Source organism: Pseudomonas sp. KU43P (genome assembly GCF_033095865.1).
GTDB lineage: Bacteria > Pseudomonadota > Gammaproteobacteria > Pseudomonadales > Pseudomonadaceae > Aquipseudomonas.
Genome location: NZ_AP019365.1, coordinates 2,024,571 through 2,049,351, shown reverse-complemented (window position 1 = coordinate 2,049,351; position 24,781 = coordinate 2,024,571). Strand labels below are relative to the sequence as shown.

The window sequence follows — 24,781 nt, the reverse complement described above, 5'->3', positions numbered from 1 at the left end:
CCACTACGACGATCTGGCTCGCACGAACTTGCAGTGCCAAATGAAAAAGTTTTGATTATTTTTCTCAGGCTCAGTACACGACTGCCAACCACGGCAGGTAGGTGACCTTGAGGCCGTAGCGCTGTTCAAGGGTGCGCAGCAGCGCTTGGGGTTCGTCAAGATCGAACACGCCGCTGACTTCAAGCGCCGACAGCTTGCTGTCGGACAGCACGATCCGGCCGTGCTGGTAACGCTCAAGCTCCGCAAGAACCTGCCCCAGCGGCTTGCCATTGAAGATCAGCTTGCCGCGTTGCCAGGCGGTCTGGGCGCTGGCATCGGGTGATACGGCCAGGCTCTGCGCGCCAATCCGGGCTTCACCGCTGGCCAGCACCACGTGGCCATCACTGCGCACGCTGAAGGTCGCGGCACTGCCTTGCACGGCTTCGCCTGCGCTCTGGACCACGAACGGCCGTGGATCATCGGCCGTCTCGAACAACGCCTCGCCAGCCCGCAACGACACCCTGCGCTCGCTGGCGGTGAAGGCCACATTCAGGGCACTGGCGCTGTTGAGCGTCACCCGCGAGCCATCTGCCAGGGTTATGCTCTGCCGCTCGCCCATGCCGGTGTGATAGTCCGCCAGCCATACCGGCACTTGCTGCCATCCACCATAGCCGGCCACGAGCAGCACCAGGGACGCGGCAAGGCCTACGGCCCAGTGCCGCTTCTGGCGCCGCATGGGCGGTGTTTCGAATGCTTGGGCAGTCGGCGTCTGGCCCAGATCCTGCCAGAGCGCTTGCGCTTCGCATGCCGCCTCGGCGTGCGCCGGGCTAAGTTCACACCAGCGCTTGTAGCGCGCTTGATCGGCCGCACTGGCGTTACCCGAATGCAGCAGCACCTGCCAGTCGAGGGCATCGTCGGACAAATCGCTGATAGGCTGGGGCACGGGCATGGTCGAGGTGTCAGTCATGATTATGTTTAAGCCAGTCACGGCAGTGGCGCAGCGCCTGGCCGATATATTTTGCCACCATGCTCTCGGAAACGCCCAGTCGTTGTGCAATCTGTGCCTGGGTCAGGCCTTCGACACGATTGAGCAACAGGGCCTGGCGGGCATTCTCGGGCAGCTGCAGCAAGCCTTCATCGAGGATCTGCAGGCGCTCACGGGCCAACAGCGCCGCCTCCGGCGCCGGTGCGGGGCAAGCCACCTGCGCCGCGCCATCGCTGTCCTCGTGGCTGGCAGCCAGACGCTGCTCTCGGCGCAAGGCGTCAATGGCCAGGTTGCCCGCTACGCGGAAGATGAAACTGCGCGCATGCAACACTGGCACGGCCTGCTCGTCGATCTTCACCAGCTTGAGGTAGGTTTCCTGGGCCACGTCAGCGGCGCGCTGCCGGTCACTCATGCGCCGAGTCAGAAACTGCAGAAGGTCGTCATAGTGCTCCTGGAAACTTGCCAGCAGACCAGACACGGGAGACGTCAGCATGGGGTGGAAGCACTGCCAGTAAGAGGGATTATCGGGCGTTAATGAGAAACAGTATCTTTCATAATGCCTCACACTTTCAACGCTACCGTGCATTTGCCACACTGCAGGTCTGACTCTGCAGCAAGGTTCGCGCCCATGGCTCTGCAATTACAACGTTACACACGCCTCATGCTGGTCTTGCTGATGGCGATCGGGCTCAACGCCTGCGCGCTGTTCCAGCCCCGTGACCCGCTCGACATCACCGTAATCGGCTTCGAACCGCTTGCCGGGCAGGAACTGGAAATGCGCATGGCCGTGAAGATGCGCGTGCAGAACCCCAATGAGCAGGAAATCGATTACAACGGCATCGCGTTGAAGCTGGAAGTCAATGGCCAGCCCTTGGCTGCGGGCGTCAGCGACCAGTCGGGGCATATAGGCCGTTTCGGGGAGGCGGTGATCGTGGTGCCGATCAGCATCACGGCGTTCTCGTTCCTGCGCCAGGCCTATGGCCTGGGCAAGCTCGATACGCTGCAGGGCATGCCTTACGTGCTGCGCGGAAAACTGGCGGGCGGGCTGTTCGGCACCGTACGTTTCACCGATGAGGGCAAGCTCGACCTGCCCAAGGGCGCCAGCCTGAACTGGTGACAGTATCAGCGGCTGCTGCTGGCAGCCGCCATCATCTTGTTGACCTCACTGCGTACCATGCCGGCGTATTCAGGCGGTGACATGGCGTCCAGTTCGGCCCTTACCCACTCGGCCCACTTGCCCTTGCGCCGTGGTTTCTCCGAAATCAGCCGGGCTGCTTCACCCTTGGCCTTGCCCAGGTTGTTCTGCCACAGCTCGAACAGCCGGGCTTTCTCTGCCTCGATCTGCGCCCGTTCCTCAAAGCTCATGTTGGCCAGATTGAAACTCATGGAAATTCCTGCCGGTTGAAAATGCCCGCTATCTTACACCCTGGCGACGCATCATCGAAAAGCCGTCGCAACTTTCCGCACGCGCTGGCATCCATTGGTTATCCACCCCCATCGACGAGGACGAGTTCATGGCCCGAAAAACTGCCGCACTGGCCGACAGCGATCAGATCAAGGATCAGGTATTCAGTGAGTTGCAGTCACTGATCGAAGAGTCGGAAAAGCTGCTCAACGACAGCGCGTCCCTGGTTGGCGAAGAGGCCGATACCTTGCGCGCGCAAGTCAGCCTGAAACTGCGCCAGGCGCGTGAAGCCGCTGGCCAGGTACGCGCCAAGGCGCAACCGGTAGTCGATGCGACACAGGACTACATCGGTGGCCATCCATGGCAGACCGTGGCGGTTTCCGCCGGCTTCGGCCTGGTCATCGGCCTGCTGCTGGGGCGCCGTCCCTGAAGGCTGAGCCGCCTGTGCGCAATCAGGCGGCTTGCGCCATTGGAATACCGCTGTGGAAGCGGAGCTCCTGATCCGGTGATTGGATCAGTTCTGCTTCCGCTTCCCGCACCAACGCTATTCGGCGGGCGATATCCGCCTCGTCCCCGTAGTGATGAGCCAGCTTCAGGTAGCCCTGATAATGGCGCGCTTCACTCTTCAACAAGCCGTGATAGAAAGTTCCCAGCTCTTCATCCAGGTGTGGCACCAGGGCTGCGAAGCGCTCGCAGCTGCGGGCCTCGATGAACGCCCCCACTACCAGAGTATCCACCAGCTTGACCGGCTCATGGGCACGTACCAGTCGTCGCAGGCCGGAGGCATAGCGCCCCGCCGACACTGGCCGCAGCGGCACCCCACGACGCTTCATCAGGCGCAGCACCTGCTCATGGTGCACCAGTTCCTCGCGCGCAAGGCGCGACATCATGTTGATCAGGTCCAGGTGGGTGTTGTACTTGGCAATCAAGCTCAACGCAGTGCTGGCGGCCTTGAATTCGCAGTTCTTGTGGTCGATGAGCAACGTCTCCTGGTCGGCAAGTGCCGCTTCGATCCAGGCATCTGGCGTTGGGCATCCGAGGAAGGCTTCGATTTCGGGAATCAGGGACATAGACGTGCAACCACACAGAACAGGCAGGACCGGCGATTATACCGGCGGCGCCAGGGATCTCCAGTGGCTATGCTTGATGTACGTCAAACGGCGCAGCAGCGGACGCCGACTATAGTCAGGCATTGGTCGCCATCGTTAAAGGGAGTTCAAGCCCATGCAAGCTGTCCGTAGCATCCTTGTCGTCCTCGACCCAGAACACGCCCACAGCCTTGCACTCACCCGTGCCAAGCTGATTGCAGGTGTGACAGGTGCTCGCCTGCACTTGCTGATATGCGACAAGAAACATGACCACAGTGCGCTGCTCAGCCTGTTGAGCAGCCAAATGCACGATGACGGATACGATAACGTCTCCCACGAGCAGGCCTGGCATGAGACCTTGCATGAGTCGATCATCAAGGTGCAGGAGGCCGAAGGTTGCGAACTGGTGATCAAGGATCACCGGCCAGACAGCCCCCTGAAAAAGGCATTGCTCACGCCCAACGACTGGAAATTACTGCGCCTTTGCCCTTGTGCGGTGCTGATGGTCAAGAGCGAGAGGCCATGGACGGGTGGGGTGATACTCGCCGCAGTTGATGTCGGCAACCAGGATGAAGACCATCGCAGGCTGCACGCGGACATCATCGATCATGGTTACGCAATTGCCGGGCTTGCCAAAGGGCATTTGCATGTCATCAGCGCCCACCCCTCCCCCATGCTCTCGGCGTCAGACCCGGTGTATCAGTTGAGCGAGACCATCGACAAGCGTTATCGGGAAGCTTGCAGAGCGTTCCAGGCGGAGTACGGCATCAGTGAGGACCGTCTGCATGTGGAAGAGGGGCCTGCCGATGTGCTCATTCCTCATTTCGAGAAGGAACTCGATGCAGTGGTCACGGTGATTGGCACTGTCGCCCGTACAGGCATTTCTGGGGCGTTGATTGGTAATACTTCGGAGGTGGTGCTCGATTCGTTGAAAGGCGATGTATTGGTGCTCAAGAGCGAGGAAGCCACCGCACACATCGCGGAACTGGCCCGCGGTTGATCGAGCTGAAAAGACAAAACCCCTACCTGCTCGCGCAGATAGGGGTTTTGCGAAATGAATCTTGACGATGACCTACTCTCACATGGGGAAACCCCACACTACCATCGGCGATGCATCGTTTCACTGCTGAGTTCGGGATGGGATCAGGTGGTTCCAATGCTCTATGGTCGTCAAGAAATTCTGTTGCCAGAATGTCCAGATGGACAGCCCAGCGAATTCGGATATGCGATATTTGTGATGTTGCTTGCGAACTTTCGGTTCGTTTCGTCTTCACCACCGCAATCTGCGCTAGCAAATTGCTTGGGTGTTATATGGTCAAGCCTCACGGGCAATTAGTATTGGTTAGCTCAACGCCTCACAGCGCTTACACACCCAACCTATCAACGTCGTAGTCTTCGACGGCCCTTTAGGGGATTCAAGATCCCAGTGAGATCTCATCTTGAGGCAAGTTTCCCGCTTAGATGCTTTCAGCGGTTATCTCTTCCGAACATAGCTACCCGGCAATGCCACTGGCGTGACAACCGGAACACCAGAGGTTCGTCCACTCCGGTCCTCTCGTACTAGGAGCAGCCCCTCTCAAATCTCAAACGTCCACGGCAGATAGGGACCGAACTGTCTCACGACGTTCTAAACCCAGCTCGCGTACCACTTTAAATGGCGAACAGCCATACCCTTGGGACCGGCTTCAGCCCCAGGATGTGATGAGCCGACATCGAGGTGCCAAACACCGCCGTCGATATGAACTCTTGGGCGGTATCAGCCTGTTATCCCCGGAGTACCTTTTATCCGTTGAGCGATGGCCCTTCCATACAGAACCACCGGATCACTAAGACCTACTTTCGTACCTGCTCGACGTGTTTGTCTCGCAGTCAAGCGCGCTTTTGCCTTTATACTCTACGACCGATTTCCGACCGGTCTGAGCGCACCTTCGTACTCCTCCGTTACTCTTTGGGAGGAGACCGCCCCAGTCAAACTACCCACCATACACTGTCCTCGATCCGGATAACGGACCTGAGTTAGAACCTCAAAGTTGCCAGGGTGGTATTTCAAGGATGGCTCCATGAGAACTGGCGTCCCCACTTCAAAGCCTCCCACCTATCCTACACAAGCAAATTCAAAGTCCAGTGCAAAGCTATAGTAAAGGTTCACGGGGTCTTTCCGTCTAGCCGCGGATACACTGCATCTTCACAGCGATTTCAATTTCACTGAGTCTCGGGTGGAGACAGCGCCGCCATCGTTACGCCATTCGTGCAGGTCGGAACTTACCCGACAAGGAATTTCGCTACCTTAGGACCGTTATAGTTACGGCCGCCGTTTACCGGGGCTTCGATCAAGAGCTTCGCTTGCGCTAACCCCATCAATTAACCTTCCGGCACCGGGCAGGCGTCACACCCTATACGTCCACTTTCGTGTTTGCAGAGTGCTGTGTTTTTAATAAACAGTCGCAGCGGCCTGGTATCTTCGACCGGCGTGGGCTTACGCAGCAAGTGCTTCACCCTCACCGGCGCACCTTCTCCCGAAGTTACGGTGCCATTTTGCCTAGTTCCTTCACCCGAGTTCTCTCAAGCGCCTTGGTATTCTCTACCTAACCACCTGTGTCGGTTTGGGGTACGGTTCCCAGTTATCTGAAGCTTAGGAGCTTTTCTTGGAAGCATGGCATCAACCACTTCGTCGCCTAATGGCAACTCGTCATCAGCTCTCGGCCTTGAAATCCCGGATTTGCCTAAGATTTCAGCCTACCACCTTAAACTTGGACAACCAACGCCAAGCTGGCCTAGCCTTCTCCGTCCCTCCATCGCAATAACTGGAAGTACAGGAATATTAACCTGTTTTCCATCGACTACGCTTTTCAGCCTCGCCTTAGGGACCGACTAACCCTGCGTCGATTAACGTTGCGCAGGAAACCTTGGTCTTTCGGCGTGCGAGTTTTTCACTCGCATTGTCGTTACTCATGTCAGCATTCGCACTTCTGATACCTCCAGCAAGCTTCTCAACTCACCTTCACAGGCTTACAGAACGCTCCTCTACCGCGTCATCAAAGATGACACCCGTAGCTTCGGTGCATGGTTTGAGCCCCGTTACATCTTCCGCGCAGGCCGACTCGACTAGTGAGCTATTACGCTTTCTTTAAAGGGTGGCTGCTTCTAAGCCAACCTCCTAGCTGTCTAAGCCTTCCCACATCGTTTCCCACTTAACCATGACTTTGGGACCTTAGCTGACGGTCTGGGTTGTTTCCCTTTTCACGACGGACGTTAGCACCCGCCGTGTGTCTCCCATGCTCGGCACTTGTAGGTATTCGGAGTTTGCATCGGTTTGGTAAGTCAGGATGACCCCCTAGCCGAAACAGTGCTCTACCCCCTACAGTGATACATGAGGCGCTACCTAAATAGCTTTCGAGGAGAACCAGCTATCTCCGAGCTTGATTAGCCTTTCACTCCGATCCACAGGTCATCCGCTAACTTTTCAACGGTAGTCGGTTCGGTCCTCCAGTCAGTGTTACCTAACCTTCAACCTGCCCATGGATAGATCGCCCGGTTTCGGGTCTATACCCAGCGACTAAACGCCCTATTAAGACTCGCTTTCGCTACGCCTCCCCTATTCGGTTAAGCTCGCCACTGAATATAAGTCGCTGACCCATTATACAAAAGGTACGCAGTCACCTAACAAAGTAGGCTCCCACTGCTTGTACGCATACGGTTTCAGGTTCTATTTCACTCCCCTCTCCGGGGTTCTTTTCGCCTTTCCCTCACGGTACTGGTTCACTATCGGTCAGTCAGTAGTATTTAGCCTTGGAGGATGGTCCCCCCATATTCAGACAAAGTTTCTCGTGCTCCGTCCTACTCGATTTCATTGATAAGAGATTTTCGTGTACGGGGCTATCACCCACTATGGCCACACTTTCCAGAGTGTTCCACTAATCTCAAACCAACTTAAGGGCTGGTCCCCGTTCGCTCGCCACTACTAAGGGAATCTCGGTTGATTTCTTTTCCTCAGGGTACTTAGATGTTTCAGTTCCCCTGGTTCGCCTCTTGCACCTATGTATTCAGTACAAGATAACCAGCTTATGCTGGCTGGGTTCCCCCATTCAGAGATCTCTGGATCACAGTCTGTTTGCCGACTCCCCAAAGCTTATCGCAGGCTACCACGTCTTTCATCGCCTCTGACTGCCAAGGCATCCACCGTATGCGCTTCTTCACTTGACCATATAACCCCAAGCAATCTGGTTATACTGTGAAGACGACATTCGCCGAAAATTCGCATGTTGCGCTTTCGCGCAGAACTCACAAATTTTACCTTAGCCTGATCACACACCAGTGAAAGTGCGTGTCAGTCTATATCTATCACATATCCGAATTTTTAAAGAACGATCTGACAAAAGCCAGAAATCAGCATTCAAGCAGAATGCTCATTTCTGAGTTCTGATCAGGAACAGCGTTATCGCCTTCGACAATGAATCAAGCAATTCGTGTGGGAGCTCATCAGCAGGCTGATGTCGTCGATTAAGGAGGTGATCCAGCCGCAGGTTCCCCTACGGCTACCTTGTTACGACTTCACCCCAGTCATGAATCACACCGTGGTAACCGTCCTCCCGAAGGTTAGACTAGCTACTTCTGGTGCAACCCACTCCCATGGTGTGACGGGCGGTGTGTACAAGGCCCGGGAACGTATTCACCGCGACATTCTGATTCGCGATTACTAGCGATTCCGACTTCACGCAGTCGAGTTGCAGACTGCGATCCGGACTACGATCGGTTTTGTGAGATTAGCTCCACCTCGCGGCTTGGCAACCCTCTGTACCGACCATTGTAGCACGTGTGTAGCCCAGGCCGTAAGGGCCATGATGACTTGACGTCATCCCCACCTTCCTCCGGTTTGTCACCGGCAGTCTCCTTAGAGTGCCCACCATAACGTGCTGGTAACTAAGGACAAGGGTTGCGCTCGTTACGGGACTTAACCCAACATCTCACGACACGAGCTGACGACAGCCATGCAGCACCTGTGTCAGAGTTCCCGAAGGCACCAATCCATCTCTGGAAAGTTCTCTGCATGTCAAGGCCTGGTAAGGTTCTTCGCGTTGCTTCGAATTAAACCACATGCTCCACCGCTTGTGCGGGCCCCCGTCAATTCATTTGAGTTTTAACCTTGCGGCCGTACTCCCCAGGCGGTCAACTTAATGCGTTAGCTGCGCCACTAAAATCTCAAGGATTCCAACGGCTAGTTGACATCGTTTACGGCGTGGACTACCAGGGTATCTAATCCTGTTTGCTCCCCACGCTTTCGCACCTCAGTGTCAGTATCAGTCCAGGTGGTCGCCTTCGCCACTGGTGTTCCTTCCTATATCTACGCATTTCACCGCTACACAGGAAATTCCACCACCCTCTACCGTACTCTAGCTTGCCAGTTTTGGATGCAGTTCCCAGGTTGAGCCCGGGGCTTTCACATCCAACTTAACAAACCACCTACGCGCGCTTTACGCCCAGTAATTCCGATTAACGCTTGCACCCTCTGTATTACCGCGGCTGCTGGCACAGAGTTAGCCGGTGCTTATTCTGTCGGTAACGTCAAAACAGCAAGGTATTAACTTACTGCCCTTCCTCCCAACTTAAAGTGCTTTACAATCCGAAGACCTTCTTCACACACGCGGCATGGCTGGATCAGGCTTTCGCCCATTGTCCAATATTCCCCACTGCTGCCTCCCGTAGGAGTCTGGACCGTGTCTCAGTTCCAGTGTGACTGATCATCCTCTCAGACCAGTTACGGATCGTCGCCTTGGTGAGCCATTACCTCACCAACTAGCTAATCCGACCTAGGCTCATCTGATAGCGCAAGGCCCGAAGGTCCCCTGCTTTCTCCCGTAGGACGTATGCGGTATTAGCGTTCCTTTCGAAACGTTGTCCCCCACTACCAGGCAGATTCCTAGGCATTACTCACCCGTCCGCCGCTGAATCCAGGAGCAAGCTCCCATCATCCGCTCGACTTGCATGTGTTAGGCCTGCCGCCAGCGTTCAATCTGAGCCATGATCAAACTCTTCAGTTCAATACTGCTTGGGTTTTTAAGAAACCCTAAACTTGGCTCAGCAATCTCAAATGACTATGTGATTTCTCGCATGGTCACTTGTGATGCTGATAATCTTTTTGACTATCAGTCCGTACTCACAAGCACCCACACGAATTGCTTGATTCGATTTGTTAAAGAGCGTTTGGTTAAGATCTTTTCGTCTCAACCGAGGCGCGCATTCTACGCTTTCCTCAGAGCCTGTCAAGCGTTTATTTTGAAGTTTTTCGCGAGAAACTCGTTTAGCTTCAAACACTTGGCTCGCTGCGATCTCTCGTAGCGGGAGGCGAATCATACAGCGTTTAGAAGCGCTGTCAACCACCGTTTCAACCGCTATCGATCAGACGATCGAAGCACCACCAGCACCACCTGGATTGAGTAACTCATTGAATCTCAAGGAGTTTCTCATTCCGACTACGCTGGAAGTGGGGCGCATTATAAGGGGATTCGAGAAACCGTCAACCCCTGCAATACGATTATTTGAATTCACTGTCCGCATACACCTTGCACTGCCCCCCAGCTATTGCGCACTATAGTGCACACCCGGCCTCACCCCTCTAAGGACTCCCCCCCGCAAATGAACACCCAGCCTCGCAGCCTGGCCGCCACGCTTTTCCCGATTGGCCTCCTCCTTATAGCCATGGCGTCGATCCAGTCTGGTGCCTCCCTGGCCAAAAGCATGTTCCCCATCATTGGCGCACAGGGCACCACGACCCTGCGCCTGGTATTCGCCAGCATCATCATGCTGATGATCCTGCGCCCTTGGCGTGTACGCATGAATGCCACCACCCTGCGCAACGTGGTCATTTACGGCATGTCCCTGGGCGGGATGAACTTCCTCTTCTATATGGCCCTGCAAACAACGCCACTGGGTATCGCCGTAGCGCTGGAATTCACCGGGCCGTTGGCCGTGGCACTCTTTGCCTCACGACGGGCGATCGATTTCTTGTGGATAGGCCTGGCCGTTATCGGCCTGCTATTGCTGATCCCGATAGGCGATGGTGGCCAACCCCTCGACCTGGCAGGGGTTGGCTATGCGCTGGGGGCCGGTGTCTGCTGGGCACTGTACATTCTCTTCGGCCAGCGCGCCGGCGCGGAACACGGCATCCAGAGTGCCGCCCTGGGCGTCGTGGTCGCCGCCCTGTTCGTGGCCCCCATTGGCATCGTGCATGCCGGCAGCGCACTCCTCACCCCTGCGCTTATTCCGCTGGCACTCGGCGTTGCCATTCTGTCTACGGCCTTGCCATACAGCCTGGAAATGGTTGCCCTGACCCGCATGCCGGCCCGCACCTTCGGCACGTTGATGAGCGTTGAACCTGCAATCGGCGCACTTTCCGGATTGCTGTTCCTCGGCGAGGTACTGAGCGTGAGCCAATGGCTGGCGATTCTCGCGATCATTGCTGCATCGGTAGGCGCCACACTTTCCATGCGCCGGGACAGCAATCCAGCCGTAGCCGCCGACTGATTTGAGAAATATTTGCATTTGTGACGGCATTAACCATTGTGGCGACCCGCCCCGCTGATTAAGCTGTCACAAAAGCATAATCTTTACGCTATCTACTTGTACGCACACGGATGCCGGGGAATTCAGGAAGAAACGCAGCGATAACGACAGGGTAAGGTGCCTGACCAGCCCTGCATTTAAGGACAGGAATGAAACGTATTTTGCTCATCCTGGCCGTATTGGCCATTGCCGGATGTGCCGCGACGGCCAAGACCGAGGTCAAGCAGGGGAAAAAGGGCCTGCATATCAATTGCTCCGGCCTGTCCTCGTCGTGGGACAAGTGCTATAGCAAAGCGGCCACCTCCTGCAGCAAGCGCGGCTATAAAGTCATCGCGCGCTCCGGGGATACCGATGAAGAGCCGGGCGATTACCTGTTTGGCATCAATCCGGCCGGTTACACCAGCCGCAGCATGATCGTCATCTGCAAGTAACAGAAAGGGCAGCCAACGGGCTGCCCTTTCTGCTTTCCAGCCCTTACACCGGTTCGGTGCGGGCTTGCAGCCATGCCAGTGCATCAGCCTTGAGCAACGGGGCAATACGCTCGCGCACGGTCGCGTGATAACGATTGAGCCAGTTCAGTTCCTCCTGCGTCAGCAGCTCTGGCAACAGGCAGCGGGTATCGATAGGGCACAGCGTCAGGGTTTCGAAACTCAGGAAGTCGCCAAATGCACTGCTGCCGGCCTCTCGATTCACTACCAGGTTCTCGATACGCACGCCCCATGCACTGGGGCGATACGTACCCGGCTCGATCGAACTGATCATCCCGGCCTGCATGGCTGTCTGCGGCGTGGTTGCAGCTTGGTAGGCAATGACCTGTGGCCCTTCGTGCACGTTCATGAAATAGCCCACGCCATGGCCGGTACCGTGACCGTAGTCGACCTGGTCCGCCCAGATCGGCGCACGCGCAATGGCATCGAGCAGCGGGGAGAGGATGCCGCGAGGGAACGTGGCCCGTGACAGGGCGATCACCCCCTTGAGCACGCGCGTGCAATCCTGCTTCTGCTCAAAGCTTGGCGTACCGATCGGGACCATTCGGGTGATATCGGTAGTTCCACCCAGGTACTGCCCGCCCGAGTCGATCAACAGCAAGCCATCCCCTTCGATCACTGCGTGGGATTGTTCGGTCGCCCGATAGTGTGGCATCGCGCCATTGCCATTGAAGGCGGCAATGGTGGAGAAACTGAGCGAGACGAAATCAGCCCGACGGGCCCGCGCTGCGCTCAACTGCTCATCGATGGTCAGCTCGGTGATAACCTCCTTGCCCTGATGCGCCTCCAGCCAGGCAAAGAACTCACACAATGCAGCGCCATCCTGCTCCATGACTCGGCGGATGTGCACCAGCTCCTCATCGCCTTTGCGTGATTTGCTCAAGGTGGTCGGGTTCAGGCCCTCGACCAGTTGCACCTGGGCACCCAGGTTCTTCAGCAACCCGCACGTCACCCTCGCCGGGTCGACCATTAGGCGGCTGCCTGCGGCCAGGCTCGCGAGCGCCTGATGAACCTGCTCATAGTCACGTACCTCGATACCGTCGACTTGAAGCACATGGCGCAAATGCTCATCGAGTTTTTCGGCTCCAACGAACAAAATGGCCTGCGACTGGCCGATCAGCGCAAATGAAACGAACACCGGGTTATAGGAAACGTCGCTGCCGCGCAGATTGAACAGCCAGGCGATGTCATCGAGGGTGGCCAGGAAGTGCCAATCCACACCCTTCTCCTTCAAGGTACTGCGCAACTGAGCGAGTTTTTCGGCCCGGCTCACCGTGGCGTGTGGCGGCAGGTGCTGGTACACCGGGTTGCCTGGCAGTGCCGGGCGCCCGTCCCAGACCATGCCCAGCAGGTCGCGGTCAGTCACCAGACGTATGCCACGAGCGGCAAGGCGTTCTTCAAGCTGACGCGCCGAAGCCAGGGCCATTACCGCACCATCCACGGCCACCGCGCCTTGAGCCGCGATTTTGTCACCCAGCCATTCCAACGCACCCGGCTTGCCGGACTGCAGCTTCATGAGTTCGATACCACTGCCCGCCAGCTCTTTGTCGGCTTGCTCCCAATAACGGCTGTCGACCCACAGGCCGGCAAAATCCGCAGTGACCACCAGTGTGCCGACCGAACCATCGAACCCCGACAGCCAGCGGCGCCCTTGCCAGTAACCCGGCAGATACTCGGACAGATGCGGGTCTGCCGAAGGCACCAGGAGGCCATCGATACCCTCCTCGGCCATTACCTGGCGCACGCGCGCCAGGCGCTCTGGCACACTTTGCTGAATCGTGGTCTGAACGTTCATGCGCACTCCTGCGGACACATCTTGGTTAATCCAGAATGACGATAATGGAACAGCCACCCCAGGGCTGCAATCAAGACAACGAAGCACACTCTGCTAATACGTGAAAACAGGAGCATTCCTACAGCTACGCCTTTACCTTCGATCGACTTCCGCTGAACTTCCCTCGGGCACAAGCTTCACAACCAGTACATTCCTTGCCGACAGGTCGATGCCCATGCCCAGCGCCTGCGACCCGAAGACTGCTGTCGTGCTGCTCGACACCCGCGCACACACTCCGGAGCACGAGCACGCCGTGCATCTCAAGCTCGCTGCAGGCCTGGCCCGGCTGCTGGGCTGCACAACCGTGCAGACCACGCCACTGCCCACTGCAGCGGACAACTACTATTACCTGCCCACGGAAACCCTGATCGACCCGGCTCGCCATGCCTGCATGGGTATCCGCAGCGAACAGGACCTGTTCGGTGGCTTGGTCAGTCACCCCTACATGTCCACCAAGGCTATCTCCCATCCGTTGCCTGCCAACGCCAATTTTCCGCCTGGCTGGACTGACGCCTTCGCCCTGCAGGCCAGTGATGCCCTGCTCCGCGGCTATACCGTGTTCAGTAAAGCCGATGCCCGCCGCGCCGCGCAGTTGCTGCTGCTCGATGGCCCGGTGCGGTTCAAGCCGGTGCTGGCCTGCGCCGGCCGGGGCCAGCAAGTGATTACCCAGCCAGATGAACTGGAACCGCTACTGGCAGGCATTGATGAGCAAGACCTGGGCCTGTGGGGCCTGGTGCTAGAAGAAGACTTGAACGATGTGCTGACGTTCAGTGTTGGCCAGGTTCGCGTTGCCGGCCTGACCTGCAGTTATCACGGCACCCAGCAACTGACCCACGACCACCAGGGCACCGAAGTCTACGGCGGCTCCGACTTGATCGTGGTGCGCGGCGATTACCAAGCCTTGCTGCAGTTGCCACTGGAGGATCACCTACGCCTGGCGATCAACCAGGCCATTACCTACGAGCAGGCAGCAGAGCAGCACTTTCCTGGTTTCATCGCCTCTCGGCGCAACTATGACATCGCCCGTGGCAGCAACGCTCAGGGCCACGTGCGCAGCGGCGTGCTCGAGCAGTCGTGGCGCCTGGGCGGAGCCAGCAGCGCAGAACTCCTGGCTTTGCAGGCATTTGCCGCCGACCCGGGCCTGCAACGGGTGCACGCCTCCACCCACGAAGTGTTCGGCACTCCCGAGCTCCCCCACGACGCCACCCTCTTCTACCAAGGAAACGACAGTGAACTCGGACAACTCAGCAAATTCGCGCGGATTCGCGAGCATGACCATTCAGAGTGAAACCGTTGAACTGAAAGTCGAGAACGACAGCATCGTCGGCACGCTGGTAAGCCCCGGCAGCAAGATGCCGGGCATTCTCTTCGTCCATGGCTGGGGCGGCAGCCAACAGCGTGATCTGGCCCGTGCCCGTCATATCACCGGGCTGGGTTGTGTGTGCATGACTTTCGACTTGCGCGGCCACGAGAAGACCGAAAGCCAGAGGCTGACGGTGACCCGCGAACAAAACCTGAAGGACCTGCTGGCCGCTTATGACTGCCTGGCCAACCACCCGGCCGTTGACAGCAACGCCATTGCTATCATTGGCAGCAGCTATGGCGGCTATCTGGCCACCCTGCTGACGCTGCAACGCCCGGTGAAATGGCTGGCGTTGCGAGTTCCGGCGATGTACTGGGACGACGAATGGGACATCCCCAAGCAGACCCTCGACCGCCAGCGCCTCATCGACTATCGCCAGCGCCTGCTCGGCCCTGCCGATAACCGAGCCCTCGCCGCCTGCGCGGAGTTCAGGGGCGATGTCTTGCTGGTGGAGTCGGAGCAGGATGACTACGTGCCGCACACCACGCTGATGAGCTACCGGTCGGCCTTCAGCAGCGCCCACTCGCTTACCCACCGGACTGTCGACGGTGCCGACCACGCACTTTCCAGCGAGGAAAGCCAGAAGGCTTACAGCTCGATCCTTGCCGCCTGGATCAGCGAAATGGTGATTGGCGCGCGCCTGGACCGCTACCCGCACTATGCGCCGTGGTACGCCTGAAGCTCGCCCACCTGGCAATGCAAGCCGCCATCGGCACCGCGCACCAGGCTGCGTAGTGCCTGATAGGCGGTGAAGTTGACGCCCCGCGCCTGATGTTGGCTGAGCAAGTCGAGAAAGGGTTCTTCGGCAAAGCGCTGCGCCGCCATCGCCCATGCCTGGCGAGACTGCCACTGCAAATACTGCAGCACGCGACTGCCGTCATCACTGGCCTGGACACTGACCCCCTGCAAGCCCTCGCAGCGCAAGGCCAGTTCCTCGCTGCGCGTGACCAGGACCTGGGCCAGTGCGGCCTGACGAGAAACCGGAACTTCGTATTCGATCATCTGGGTAAACCACAGGGTATGCGGCGTGGCCGTCATGGTCAGTCTCCTTGCTACGAACGCTTGCAGCGCGATGGCCAGCAGGGTAAAACCTCTAGTTAACTCAAGGTCAAGAGCTATTTCCGCATGCCACGCCATACCGCGTCAGCACAGGACACGCAACTCAGTGTCGGTCAGTTGGCCTCACGCAGCGGCGTGGCCGTCACGGCCCTGCACTTCTATGAAACCAAGGGGTTGATCCACAGCAGTCGCAATACTGGTAACCAGCGCCGCTATCCGCGGGCGACGTTGCGCCGCGTCGCGGTCATCAAGATGGCCCAGCGCCTTGGCATACCGCTGGCCGAAATCGCCACGGCCCTTGCCACGCTGCCCAGTGATCACACCCCTACCGCACAAGACTGGCAACGATTGTCAGCGCGCTGGCGTGAGGACCTGAGCCGGCGTATCGATGAGATGGTCATGTTGCGCGATCAACTGGACGGCTGCATCGGCTGCGGCTGCCTGTCACTCAAGGAATGCCCGCTGCGCAACCGCCAGGACCATCTGGCCGACGCGGGACCGGGGCCGCACCCGCCAGGACATCCCGAGGCGACGTGATTGCCTGCGGTTTCCGGCAGTACTGTCTGGCAACGCCTATAACTAGCGTCTTGCCACAACAATTGCCACAGGAGGCAGCATGAGCAAGCAGGCGTTGATCATCATCGATATCCAGAACGACTATTTCCCCGGCGGCAAATGGACCCTCGACGGCGCCGAGCAGGCGGCCGACAATGCCGCACGGCTGCTGGCCGCAGCGCGCCAGCGCGGCGACCTGGTGGTGCACGTGCGACATGAATTCGAGACGGCCGACGCACCCTTCTTCGCGCCGGCATCAAAGGGTGCCGCGATCCACAGCAAAGTCCAACCGCAGGAAGGCGAACCCGTGGTACTCAAGCACAAGGTCAATGCGTTTCGCGATACACCGCTCAAGAGCACCCTCGACCAGCACGGCATCGAGGCGCTGACCATCGTTGGCAGCATGAGCCACATGTGCATCGACGCCGCAACCCGCGCCGCGGCCGACTTCGGTTATGACGTCACCGTGGCGCATGATGCCTGTGCCACGCTGCCGCTGGACTTCGATGGCAAGCAGGTGCCTGCTGCGGATGTCCATGCCTCGGCCATGGCAGCCCTGGCGTTTGCCTACGCCAAGGTGGTGAAGACGGACGAATTGCTGAACCACTGAATGATCGGCATCGGCCTCTTCATGGTTCGAAGGGGCCAATACAGGCTCGCGATCAGATCACCACATTGCGCACGAAGCGCGTGGCCACGGCACCGTCGTTGCGGTAAGCGTACCGACAGTTGCTGGGGAACACGTGAAACTGGCCAACCTGCAGGCAATGCTCGACCCCTTCAATCACCAGCGTGAGCTGCCCTTCGGCCACGTATATCTGCTCGCTCCAGCCCTCGGCATCGGCTTCGCTGACATAGCACTCGCCCGGCGCCAGGGTCCATTCCCAGATTTCCACTTCACGCCGGGCCGCGCTGCTGGCCAACAGCACCGCCTTGCTCTGCGGGTACACACCTGCCCAGGCCAATTCGTCGATGCGGCTGGGATCACGCTGGTCGGGTGCCTGGATCAGCGTACTGAATGCCACACCGAGAGCTTCGGCAATCAGGTCCAGGGTGGTCAGGCTGACATTCTTCTCGCCAGCCTCGATTGCCACCAGCATGCGCCGGCTGACCCCTGAGCGCTCGGCCAGGGTGGCCTGGCTCATCGCGCTAGCATTGCGCAGGCTGCGGACATTGAAGCTGACATGTTGCAGCACCGACGCGCGGTGCGTGGAGTCTTTGTGCACTATATTGCTCACTTACCCAGATTGCGCAGTATACTGCCCACTTTGCGCCGATTGTGCGCCGCCCCCCTTGAGTGTGCAAGAGCATGAGCCAACCAAACAGCAGCCCGAAGACGCCCCTGTCCTTTCGCCTGAGCAAAGCCGAAATGGTGCTGGTGTTTATCACCATGCTGTGGGGTGGCACCTTCCTGCTGGTGCACAACGTCATGACCGTCAGCGGCCCGATGTTCTTCGTCGGCCTGCGCTTTGCCGCAGCGGCCTTGTTCGTCGGCCTGGTGTCAGCGCGGTCGCTATCGGGGCTGACCTTCACCGAGTTGAAGGCCGGGGTGCTGATCGGTGTGACCATCATGCTCGGCTATGGCTTGCAGACCATGGGCCTGCAGAGCATCAGCAGCAGCCAGTCGGCGTTCATCACCGCGCTCTATGTGCCGTTCGTGCCGCTGCTGCAGTGGCTGGTGCTGGGCCGACGCCCCGGGTTGATGCCGAGCATTGGCATCTGCTTGGCGTTCATCGGCCTGATGCTGCTGGCCGGCCCCGAGGGCGGCGCTCTGCACTTCAGCGAGGGCGAAGTGGTCACCCTGGTAAGTGCCGTGGCCATCGCGGGCGAGATCATCCTGATCAGCCGCTATGCAGGTCAGGTCGATGTGCGCAGGGTCACCGTCGTGCAACTGGCCACGGCTTCGTTGCTGTCGTTCCTGATGATTGTGCCGACCCAGGAGCGCCTCCCCGATTTCTCCTGGCTGTTGCTGCTCAGCGCACTCGGCCTGGGCGCCATGAGCGCGGTGATCCAGGTGGCGATGAACTGGGCCCAGCAATCGGTTTCGCCGACCCGCGCCACCTTGATCTATGCCGGCGAACCGGTGTGGGCCGGGATTGTCGGGCGCGTCGCCGGCGACCGCCTTCCCGGCGTGGCATTACTGGGCGGCGGGCTGATCGTGGCCGCCGTGGTGGTAAGCGAACTGAAGTTTCGACGCGCTCGCGCGGCCGCCGAGGAAATAGAAACAACGCCTGATCAACGAGAAACGGGCCTGTAAACCGCGCAACTGCAGCTATGCTTTGTAAAAAACTGTTATAAAAAAATAGCTGGTCACACCCAGTTTGTATGATTCTGCGACAGCTTGCGTGTTGGTGATCAACTGCTCGGCACGTATGATCCTTGGCAAACCTCTCCAGAATAGAACGCTATGTCATTGATAGTGCTACTGCTTCTGCCGTTCGTGGGCAGTTGCTTGGCAGCTGTGCTGCCGCACAACGCACGAAATGCCGAGTCCATCCTCGCGGGGCTCGTGGCCCTGGTCGGCGCCGTCCAGGTAGCACTGCTGTACCCCCAGATCGCCCACGGTGGCGTCATCCGCGAAGAGTTCCTCTGGTTGCCCAGCCTCGGATTGAACCTGGTGCTGCGCATGGACGGCTTCGCCTGGCTGTTCTCGCTGCTGGTGCTAGGCATCGGAGCCTTGGTGTCGCTGTATGCGCGCTACTACATGTCGCCACAAGACCCGGTGCCACGCTTCTTTGCCTTCTTCCTGGCGTTCATGGGCGCCATGCTCGGCCTGGTGATCTCCGGCAACCTGATCCAGTTGGTGTTCTTCTGGGAGTTGACCAGCCTGTTCTCATTCCTGCTGATCGGCTACTGGCACCACCGCGCCGACGCCCGCCGCGGTGCTTACATGGCCCTCATGGTCACCGGCGCCGGCGGCCTGTGCCTGTTGGTGGGGGCGCTGCTGCTTGGCCACGTGGTCGGCAGCTACGACCTGGACAAGGTCCTGGCCGCAGGCGACACCATCCGCCAGCACGCGTTGTACCCGGTGCTGCTACCCCTGATTCTGATCGGCGCGCTCAGCAAGAGCGCGCAGTTCCCGTTCCAGTTCTGGCTACCCCACGCCATGGCAGCGCCGACACCGGTTTCTGCCTACCTGCATTCGGCGACCATGGTGAAGGCCGGGGTGTTCTTGCTGGCACGGCTATGGCCGGTACTTTCCGGCAGTGAAGAGTGGTTCTGGATCGTCGGCGGTGCCGGCGCCCTGACCCTGCTGCTGGGCGCCTTCGCGGCCATGTTCCAGAACGACCTCAAAGGCCTGCTGGCCTATTCCACCATCAGCCACCTCGGCCTGATCACCCTGCTGCTGGGCCTCAACAGCCCGCTGGCAGCCGTCGCTGCGGTGTTCCACATTCTCAACCATGCCACCTTCAAGGCCTCGCTGTTCATGGCTGCCGGCATCATTGACCACGAGAGCGGTACCCGCGACATCCGCCGCCTCAGCGGCCTGATCCGGCTGGTCCCGTACACCGCGACTCTGGCGATGGTGGCCAGCGCCTCGATGGCCGGCGTGCCCTTGATGAACGGCTTCCTGTCGAAGGAAATGTTCTTCGCCGAAACCGTGTTCATCTCCTCCACGGCATGGGTCGAGGCCACACTACCGGTGATCGCCACCCTCGCCGGCACCTTCAGCGTCGCCTACGCCCTGCGCTTCACCGTCGATGTATTCTTCGGCCCGCCTGCCCAGGATCTGCCGCACACGCCTCACGAGCCGCCTCGCTGGATGCGTGCGCCGGTCGAGCTGCTGGTACTCACCTGCCTGGTGGTGGGCATCTTCCCTGCACAATCGGTCGGCCCGTTGCTGGCCGCTGCCGCGCTGCCCGTGGTGGGCGGTACCTTGCCGGAATACAGCCTGGCCATCTGGCACGGCTGGAATGCCCCGCTGATCATGAGCCTGGTGGCCATGAGCGGCGGCATCGTGCTTTACCTGCTTTTGCGCAACCAGCTGCGTCTTGGTCGCTTCCCGTACCCGCCGCTAATGGAGCGCTTCAATGGCAAGCGCCTGTTCGAACATGGCCAGGTGCGCCTGATGCTGCTGGCCCGCCGGGTCGAGAGGCTGCTGACCAGCCGCCGGCTGCAGGCGCAACTGTTCATGCTGGTACTGGCGGCCTTCCTTGCCGGCCTCACGCCCATGCTGTACAGCGGCCTGAGCTGGGGCGACCGGCCGAAAATCCCTGGTTCAGGCGTGTTCGTCGCGCTGTGGCTGATCGCCATTGCCTGCGCCTTAGGCGCCGCCTACCAGGCCAAATATCACCGCTTGGCTGCCCTGATCATGGTCAGCGTCTGCGGCTTGATGACCTGCATCACCTTCGTCTGGTTCTCCGCCCCCGACCTGGCCCTGACACAACTGGTAGTGGAAGTGGTCACCACGGTACTGATACTGCTCGGCCTGCGATGGCTGCCACGCCGTATCGAAGGAGTATCGCCCTTGCCCGGCAGCCTCGAGCGCGCTCGGGTCAGGCGCCTGCGCGACCTGGTGCTGGCCATCCTGGTCGGCACTGGCATGGCGGTTATGTCCTACGCCATGCTCACGCGCCCCACGCCCAACGACATTTCTTCGTTCTACCTGAGCCGGGCCCTGCCACAAGGCGGCGGCACCAATGTGGTGAACGTGATGCTGGTCGACTTCCGCGGCTTCGATACCCTCGGCGAGATCACCGTGCTGGTAGCGGTGGCGCTGACCGTATTCGCCCTGCTGCGCCGCTTCCGCCCGCCCAAGGAGAGCATGCAGCTTCCCTCCCAGCAGCGCCTGCTGGCACCTGACGTGGTCACCGACCTGATCAACCCGCGCCATGCCACCGATACCGCCCTGGGCTTCATGATGGTGCCCGCGGTACTGGTCCGCCTGCTGCTGCCGATCGCGTTACTGGTGTCGATGTACCTATTCATGCGTGGCCACAACCAACCGGGGGGTGGTTTCGTCGCCGGCCTGGTCATGTCGGTGGCTTTCATCCTCCAGTACATGGTCGCCGGCACTCAGTGGGTCGAGGCGCAGATGAGCCTGCGGCCGCTGCGCTGGATGGGCACTGGGCTGCTGTGCGCCACCCTGACCGGGGTGGGCGCGATGCTCCTGGGCTACCCGTTCCTCACCACCCACACCGCCCACTTGCACCTGCCGTTGCTGGGTGATGTGCACGTGGCCAGCGCGCTGTTCTTCGACATCGGCGTGTACACCGTGGTGGTCGGCTCGACCCTGCTGATCCTCACTGCCCTGGCGCACCAGTCGGTGCGCGCCTACCGCCCGGGCAACCCGTCGAAAACCAGCCAAGCAGGAGCCGCCTGATGGAAGAAGTCATTGCAGTCGCCATCGGTGTACTGGCCGCCTCGGGGGTGTGGTTGATCCTGCGCCCTCGTACCTACCAGGTGATCATGGGCCTTTGCCTGCTGTCGTACGGGGTCAACCTGTTCATCTTCAGCATGGGCAGTCTGTTCATCGGCAAAGAGCCGATCATCAAGGACGGTGTGACCCAGGACCTGCTGCACTACACTGACCCGCTGCCCCAGGCCCTGGTGCTGACTGCAATCGTCATCAGCTTCGCCATGACCGCCCTGTTCCTGGTGGTGCTTCTGGCTTCGCGCGGCCTGACCGGCACCGACCACGTGGATGGCCGGGAGCGTGACGAATGACGGGCATGAGTCAACTGATCGTGGCGCCCATTCTGCTACCGCTGCTGACAGCAGCAGTGATGCTCTTGCTGGGCGAGAAACATCGCCAGTTGAAGGGCCGCCTCAACCTGCTGTCGACCTTTACCGGCCTGGCCATTGCCGTCAGCCTGCTGCTGTGGGTGCGCACTCAGGGCCAGGCGGAGTCGATCGGCGTCTACTTGCCCGGCAACTGGCCGGCGCCGTTCGGCATCGTGCTGGTGCTCGACCACCTTTCGGCACTGCTGCTGACCCTGACCGGGGTCATCGGCGTCAGCGCATTGCTGTTTGCCCGCGCCCGCTGGGACGGTGCAGGTGCCAGCTTCCATGCGCTGTTCCAGATTCAGCTAATGGGCCTGTACGGCGCCTTCCTCACCGCCGACCTGTTCAACCTGTTCGTGTTCTTCGAAGTGCTGCTGGCAGCCTCCTACGGCCTGCTGCTGCATGGGTCGGGGCGGGCGCGGGTACGCGCGGGCCTGCATTACATCGCCATCAACCTGTTCGCCTCGTCGCTGTTCCTGATCGGCGCGGCCATGCTCTACGGCGTGACTGGCACCCTCAATATGGCCGACCTGGCACTGAAGATCCCGCTGGTGCCGGAAGCCGACCGCGGCCTCCTGCATGCCGGTGCGGCGGTGCTGGCCATGGCGTTCCTGGTGAAGGCCGGGATCTGGCCGCTGAACTTCTGGCTGGTGCCCGCCTATGCCTCGGCCAGTGCCCCGGTCGCCGCGCTGTTCGCCATCATGACCAAGGTCGGGCTGTATGCCGTCCTGCGCCTGTGGACCTTGCTGTTTTCCGGGCAGGCGGGCGCGTCGGCGCATTTCGGCGGGCAATGGCTAGTCTATGGTGGCCTGGCCACCCTGGCCGTGGCGGCCGTGTCGATACTGGCGGCCCAACGCCTGGAGCGCATGGCCGCCCTGAGCATCCTGGTTTCCGCCGGCACCCTGCTCGGCGCCGTCGGCTTCGCCCAGCCCGCACTCACCGGCGCAGCGCTGTTCTACCTGGTGAACTCGACCCTGGCGCTGTGCGCCCTGTTCCTGCTCGCCGAACTGGTCGAGCGCTCGCGCTCGGCCAACGAGGCGCCGCTGGATGAAGAAGAAGACGTCATCCCGTCGCCGCTCGAATCCTTGCACCCACCCAAAGGCATCAACCTCGACGACGAACAAAAGGCCGTGATTGGCCAGATCATCCCTTGGACCATGGCCTTCCTCGGCCTCAGTTTCATCGCCTGCGCCCTGCTGATCATCGGCATGCCGCCGCTGTCAGGCTTCGTCGGCAAGCTCAACCTGATCAATGCGCTGTTCAATCCGCTAGGGTTGGGCGTTGCCCCCGAACAACCGCTGACTGTCGCCGGCTGGGGCCTGGTGGCCTTGTTGGTGCTGTCGGGCATGGCATCGCTGATCGCCTTCGGCCGCGTGGGCATCCAGCGCTTCTGGAAGCCCGAGGAGCGGCCTTCGCCGGTATTGCGCCGTTATGAATGCCTGCCGATCGTGATTCTGCTGGGCCTGTGCATCATCCTCAGCTTCAAGGCAGAGCCATTGCTGCGCTACACCCAGGACACCGCCGCCAGCCTGCAGACCCCGGAGCGTTACATCGAAGCGGTAATGGCCGCACGCCCCATCCCCGGCCCGACCACCCTCGACGAGCAGGTACAGCCATGAGTCGATTGTTCCCCGCTCCGCTGCTGTCCGTCGCGCTATTCGTCTTGTGGCTGCTGCTCAACCTGTCCGTCAGCCCCGGCAACCTGCTGCTCGGAGCCACCCTCGGGATCCTTGCTCCACTGCTGATGGCGCCATTGCGCCCGCAACGCGCCCATGTGCGGCGCCCACTGCTGATCGCCAAGCTGATCGGCCGCGTCGGCATCGATGTGATCATGTCCAACCTGATGGTGGCCCGCGGTGTGCTGCGTGCCGGCCAGCAACCACCACGCTCTGCCTTCGTGCACATCCCGCTCGACCTGCATGACGCCCACGGCCTGGCCGCGCTGTCGATGATCACCACCGTGGTACCCGGCACTGTCTGGTCCGAATTGGCCCTGGACCGCAGCGTCCTGCTGCTGCACGTGTTCGACCTGGAGGACGAAGCGGCCTTCATCGACCACTTCAAGCTCACCTATGAACGCCCACTGATGGAGATTTTCGAATGACAGGCCTGCTCGCCAACGCAGTCCTTGCCAGCCTGTTCATCTTCGCCCTGGCCATGGGCCTGGCGCTGATACGGGTGTTTCGCGGCCCGTCCGCCCAGGATCGGGTATTGGCGCTGGACTACCTGTACATCCTGGGGATGCTGATGATGCTGGTGCTGGGCATTCGTTATGCCAGTGACACCTACTTCGAAGGCGCTCTGCTGATTGCCCTGTTCGGCTTCGTCGGCTCGTTCGCCCTGGCCAAGTTCCTGCTGCGTGGTGAGGTGATCGAATGAACGAAACCCTTGAACTGCCGTTCTGGCTGGAACTGGTCACTGCCGCACTTTTGCTGCTGGGCAGCCTGTTCGCGCTCATCGGAGCGATCGGGCTGGTGCGGCTGAAAGATTACTTCCAGCGCATGCACCCGCCTGCGCTAGCCTCGACCATCGGCGCATGGTGCGTAGCGCTGGCCTCGATCATCTACTTCTCGTGGCTCAAGCAGACCCCGGTGCTGCACGCCTGGCTGATCCCGGTGCTGCTGTCCATCACCGTGCCGGTCACCACGCTGCTGCTGGCCAGGGCAGCGCTATTTCGCAAGCGCACGGCCAAAGAGCCAGTACCGGAAGAAACCAGTAGCGGCGGGCATCGCGGCAACTGA

General features: G+C 59.9%; 22 protein-coding genes, 3 rRNA genes and 1 pseudogene. 16 read left to right on the top strand and 10 right to left on the bottom strand.

The features are described from left to right. Window positions 1–70: 70 nt before the first annotated feature. Both KU43P_RS09255 and KU43P_RS09250 read right to left on the bottom strand, forming a co-directional pair. Window positions 71–946 (bottom strand): FecR family protein, encoded by an 876-nt coding sequence (locus tag KU43P_RS09255; protein WP_317662484.1) that lies wholly within the window; start codon window positions 944–946, stop codon window positions 71–73. 4 nt (window positions 947–950) lie between these two features. Then, a pseudogene (locus KU43P_RS09250) lies at window positions 951–1,457 on the bottom strand (RNA polymerase sigma factor); the annotation flags it as partial. Between the two features lie 135 nt (window positions 1,458–1,592). Between KU43P_RS09250 and KU43P_RS09245 the strand changes: the two are divergent. Then, window positions 1,593–2,081 (top strand): LEA type 2 family protein, encoded by a 489-nt coding sequence (locus tag KU43P_RS09245; protein ID WP_317662482.1) that lies wholly within the window; start codon window positions 1,593–1,595, stop codon window positions 2,079–2,081. Window positions 2,082–2,086: 5 nt separating this feature from the next. Here KU43P_RS09245 and KU43P_RS09240 read toward each other — a convergent pair whose 3' ends face one another. Then, window positions 2,087–2,350, bottom strand: coding sequence for a hypothetical protein (locus tag KU43P_RS09240; protein WP_317662480.1), 264 nt, complete (start codon window positions 2,348–2,350; stop codon window positions 2,087–2,089). 128 nt (window positions 2,351–2,478) lie between these two features. Here KU43P_RS09240 and KU43P_RS09235 point away from each other — a divergent pair, with 128 nt between their 5' ends. Next, window positions 2,479–2,799, top strand: a complete 321-nt coding sequence (locus KU43P_RS09235) for a YqjD family protein (protein ID WP_317662478.1) — start codon at window positions 2,479–2,481, stop codon at window positions 2,797–2,799. 22 nt (window positions 2,800–2,821) lie between these two features. Here KU43P_RS09235 and KU43P_RS09230 read toward each other — a convergent pair whose 3' ends face one another. Then, complete coding sequence (locus tag KU43P_RS09230; protein WP_317662476.1) at window positions 2,822–3,439, bottom strand: tRNA-(ms[2]io[6]A)-hydroxylase; 618 nt, start codon at window positions 3,437–3,439, stop codon at window positions 2,822–2,824. A 154-nt stretch (window positions 3,440–3,593) separates the two neighbouring features. On the opposite strand from KU43P_RS09230, the gene KU43P_RS09225 reads away from it, so the two are divergent. Beyond that, a complete protein-coding gene (locus KU43P_RS09225) occupies window positions 3,594–4,457 on the top strand; it encodes a universal stress protein (protein WP_317662474.1) in 864 nt (287 codons plus the stop codon). A 59-nt stretch (window positions 4,458–4,516) separates the two neighbouring features. Here KU43P_RS09225 and rrf read toward each other — a convergent pair. The 3 genes from rrf to KU43P_RS09210 all read right to left on the bottom strand — a co-directional run bounded on the left by rrf (window position 4,517) and on the right by KU43P_RS09210 (window position 9,495). Continuing rightward, window positions 4,517–4,632 (bottom strand): 5S ribosomal RNA (gene rrf, locus KU43P_RS09220). A gap of 136 nt (window positions 4,633–4,768) precedes the next feature. Next, window positions 4,769–7,660 (bottom strand): 23S ribosomal RNA (locus KU43P_RS09215). Window positions 7,661–7,958: 298 nt separating this feature from the next. Then, window positions 7,959–9,495: ribosomal RNA gene (locus tag KU43P_RS09210) — 16S ribosomal RNA — on the bottom strand. The 16S, 23S and 5S rRNA genes sit together here, the layout of an rRNA operon. A gap of 595 nt (window positions 9,496–10,090) precedes the next feature. On the opposite strand from KU43P_RS09210, the gene rhtA reads away from it, so the two are divergent. After that, window positions 10,091–10,978, top strand: a complete 888-nt coding sequence (gene rhtA, locus KU43P_RS09205) for a threonine/homoserine exporter RhtA (RefSeq protein WP_317662472.1) — start codon at window positions 10,091–10,093, stop codon at window positions 10,976–10,978. A 188-nt stretch (window positions 10,979–11,166) separates the two neighbouring features. Further along, window positions 11,167–11,448 carry a hypothetical protein gene (locus KU43P_RS09200; protein WP_317662471.1) on the top strand — a complete coding sequence of 94 codons (282 nt, stop codon included), beginning with the start codon at window positions 11,167–11,169 and terminating at the stop codon, window positions 11,446–11,448. Window positions 11,449–11,491: 43 nt separating this feature from the next. Here the strand turns inward: KU43P_RS09200 and KU43P_RS09195 are convergent, their stop codons facing one another. Continuing rightward, window positions 11,492–13,300, bottom strand: a complete 1,809-nt coding sequence (locus KU43P_RS09195; protein WP_317662470.1) for an aminopeptidase P family protein — start codon at window positions 13,298–13,300, stop codon at window positions 11,492–11,494. Between the two features lie 208 nt (window positions 13,301–13,508). Here KU43P_RS09195 and KU43P_RS09190 point away from each other — a divergent pair, with 208 nt between their 5' ends. Beyond that, window positions 13,509–14,627, top strand: a complete 1,119-nt coding sequence (locus KU43P_RS09190) for a DUF3182 family protein (RefSeq protein WP_317662468.1) — start codon at window positions 13,509–13,511, stop codon at window positions 14,625–14,627. Then, window positions 14,611–15,381, top strand: a complete 771-nt coding sequence (locus KU43P_RS09185) for an alpha/beta hydrolase family protein (RefSeq protein ID WP_317662466.1) — start codon at window positions 14,611–14,613, stop codon at window positions 15,379–15,381. Before KU43P_RS09190 ends, KU43P_RS09185 begins: the two co-directional genes overlap by 17 nt. On the opposite strand, the gene KU43P_RS09180 is transcribed toward KU43P_RS09185, so the two are convergent. After that, window positions 15,360–15,740 (bottom strand): antibiotic biosynthesis monooxygenase, encoded by a 381-nt coding sequence (locus KU43P_RS09180; RefSeq protein WP_317662464.1) that lies wholly within the window; start codon window positions 15,738–15,740, stop codon window positions 15,360–15,362. The two genes, KU43P_RS09185 and KU43P_RS09180, sit on opposite strands and share 22 nt — an antisense overlap. Before the next feature lie 87 nt (window positions 15,741–15,827). Here KU43P_RS09180 and soxR point away from each other — a divergent pair, with 87 nt between their 5' ends. Beyond that, window positions 15,828–16,298: a redox-sensitive transcriptional activator SoxR gene (soxR, locus tag KU43P_RS09175; protein WP_317662462.1), complete on the top strand. Its 471-nt coding sequence runs from the start codon at window positions 15,828–15,830 to the stop codon at window positions 16,296–16,298. A gap of 79 nt (window positions 16,299–16,377) precedes the next feature. Then, window positions 16,378–16,926: a cysteine hydrolase family protein gene (locus KU43P_RS09170; protein ID WP_317662461.1), complete on the top strand. Its 549-nt coding sequence runs from the start codon at window positions 16,378–16,380 to the stop codon at window positions 16,924–16,926. Window positions 16,927–16,978: 52 nt separating this feature from the next. Here the strand turns inward: KU43P_RS09170 and KU43P_RS09165 are convergent, their stop codons facing one another. After that, entirely contained in the window at window positions 16,979–17,542 is a 564-nt protein-coding gene (locus tag KU43P_RS09165) for a helix-turn-helix domain-containing protein (protein WP_317662460.1), read from the bottom strand. 83 nt (window positions 17,543–17,625) lie between these two features. On the opposite strand from KU43P_RS09165, the gene KU43P_RS09160 reads away from it, so the two are divergent. From KU43P_RS09160 to KU43P_RS09130, 7 genes are all read left to right on the top strand, one after another. Next, on the top strand, window positions 17,626–18,573 hold the full coding sequence (locus KU43P_RS09160; protein WP_317662459.1) for a DMT family transporter: 948 nt from the start codon (window positions 17,626–17,628) through the stop codon (window positions 18,571–18,573). Between the two features lie 150 nt (window positions 18,574–18,723). Further along, a complete protein-coding gene (locus KU43P_RS09155) occupies window positions 18,724–21,639 on the top strand; it encodes a monovalent cation/H+ antiporter subunit A (RefSeq protein WP_317662457.1) in 2,916 nt (971 codons plus the stop codon). Next, window positions 21,639–21,983, top strand: a complete 345-nt coding sequence (locus KU43P_RS09150) for a Na+/H+ antiporter subunit C (RefSeq protein ID WP_003250128.1) — start codon at window positions 21,639–21,641, stop codon at window positions 21,981–21,983. Before KU43P_RS09155 ends, KU43P_RS09150 begins: the two co-directional genes overlap by 1 nt. Continuing rightward, entirely contained in the window at window positions 21,980–23,659 is a 1,680-nt protein-coding gene (locus KU43P_RS09145; RefSeq protein ID WP_317662452.1) for a monovalent cation/H+ antiporter subunit D, read from the top strand. Before KU43P_RS09150 ends, KU43P_RS09145 begins: the two co-directional genes overlap by 4 nt. After that, on the top strand, window positions 23,656–24,144 hold the full coding sequence (locus KU43P_RS09140; RefSeq protein WP_317662450.1) for a Na+/H+ antiporter subunit E: 489 nt from the start codon (window positions 23,656–23,658) through the stop codon (window positions 24,142–24,144). The genes KU43P_RS09145 and KU43P_RS09140 overlap by 4 nt, the downstream gene beginning before the upstream one ends. Further along, the gene (locus KU43P_RS09135) at window positions 24,141–24,419 is read left to right on the top strand and encodes a K+/H+ antiporter subunit F (protein ID WP_016393160.1); all 279 of its coding nucleotides are present in this window, start codon (window positions 24,141–24,143) and stop codon (window positions 24,417–24,419) included. Before KU43P_RS09140 ends, KU43P_RS09135 begins: the two co-directional genes overlap by 4 nt. Then, a complete protein-coding gene (locus KU43P_RS09130) occupies window positions 24,416–24,781 on the top strand; it encodes a Na+/H+ antiporter subunit G (RefSeq protein ID WP_317662448.1) in 366 nt (121 codons plus the stop codon). Before KU43P_RS09135 ends, KU43P_RS09130 begins: the two co-directional genes overlap by 4 nt.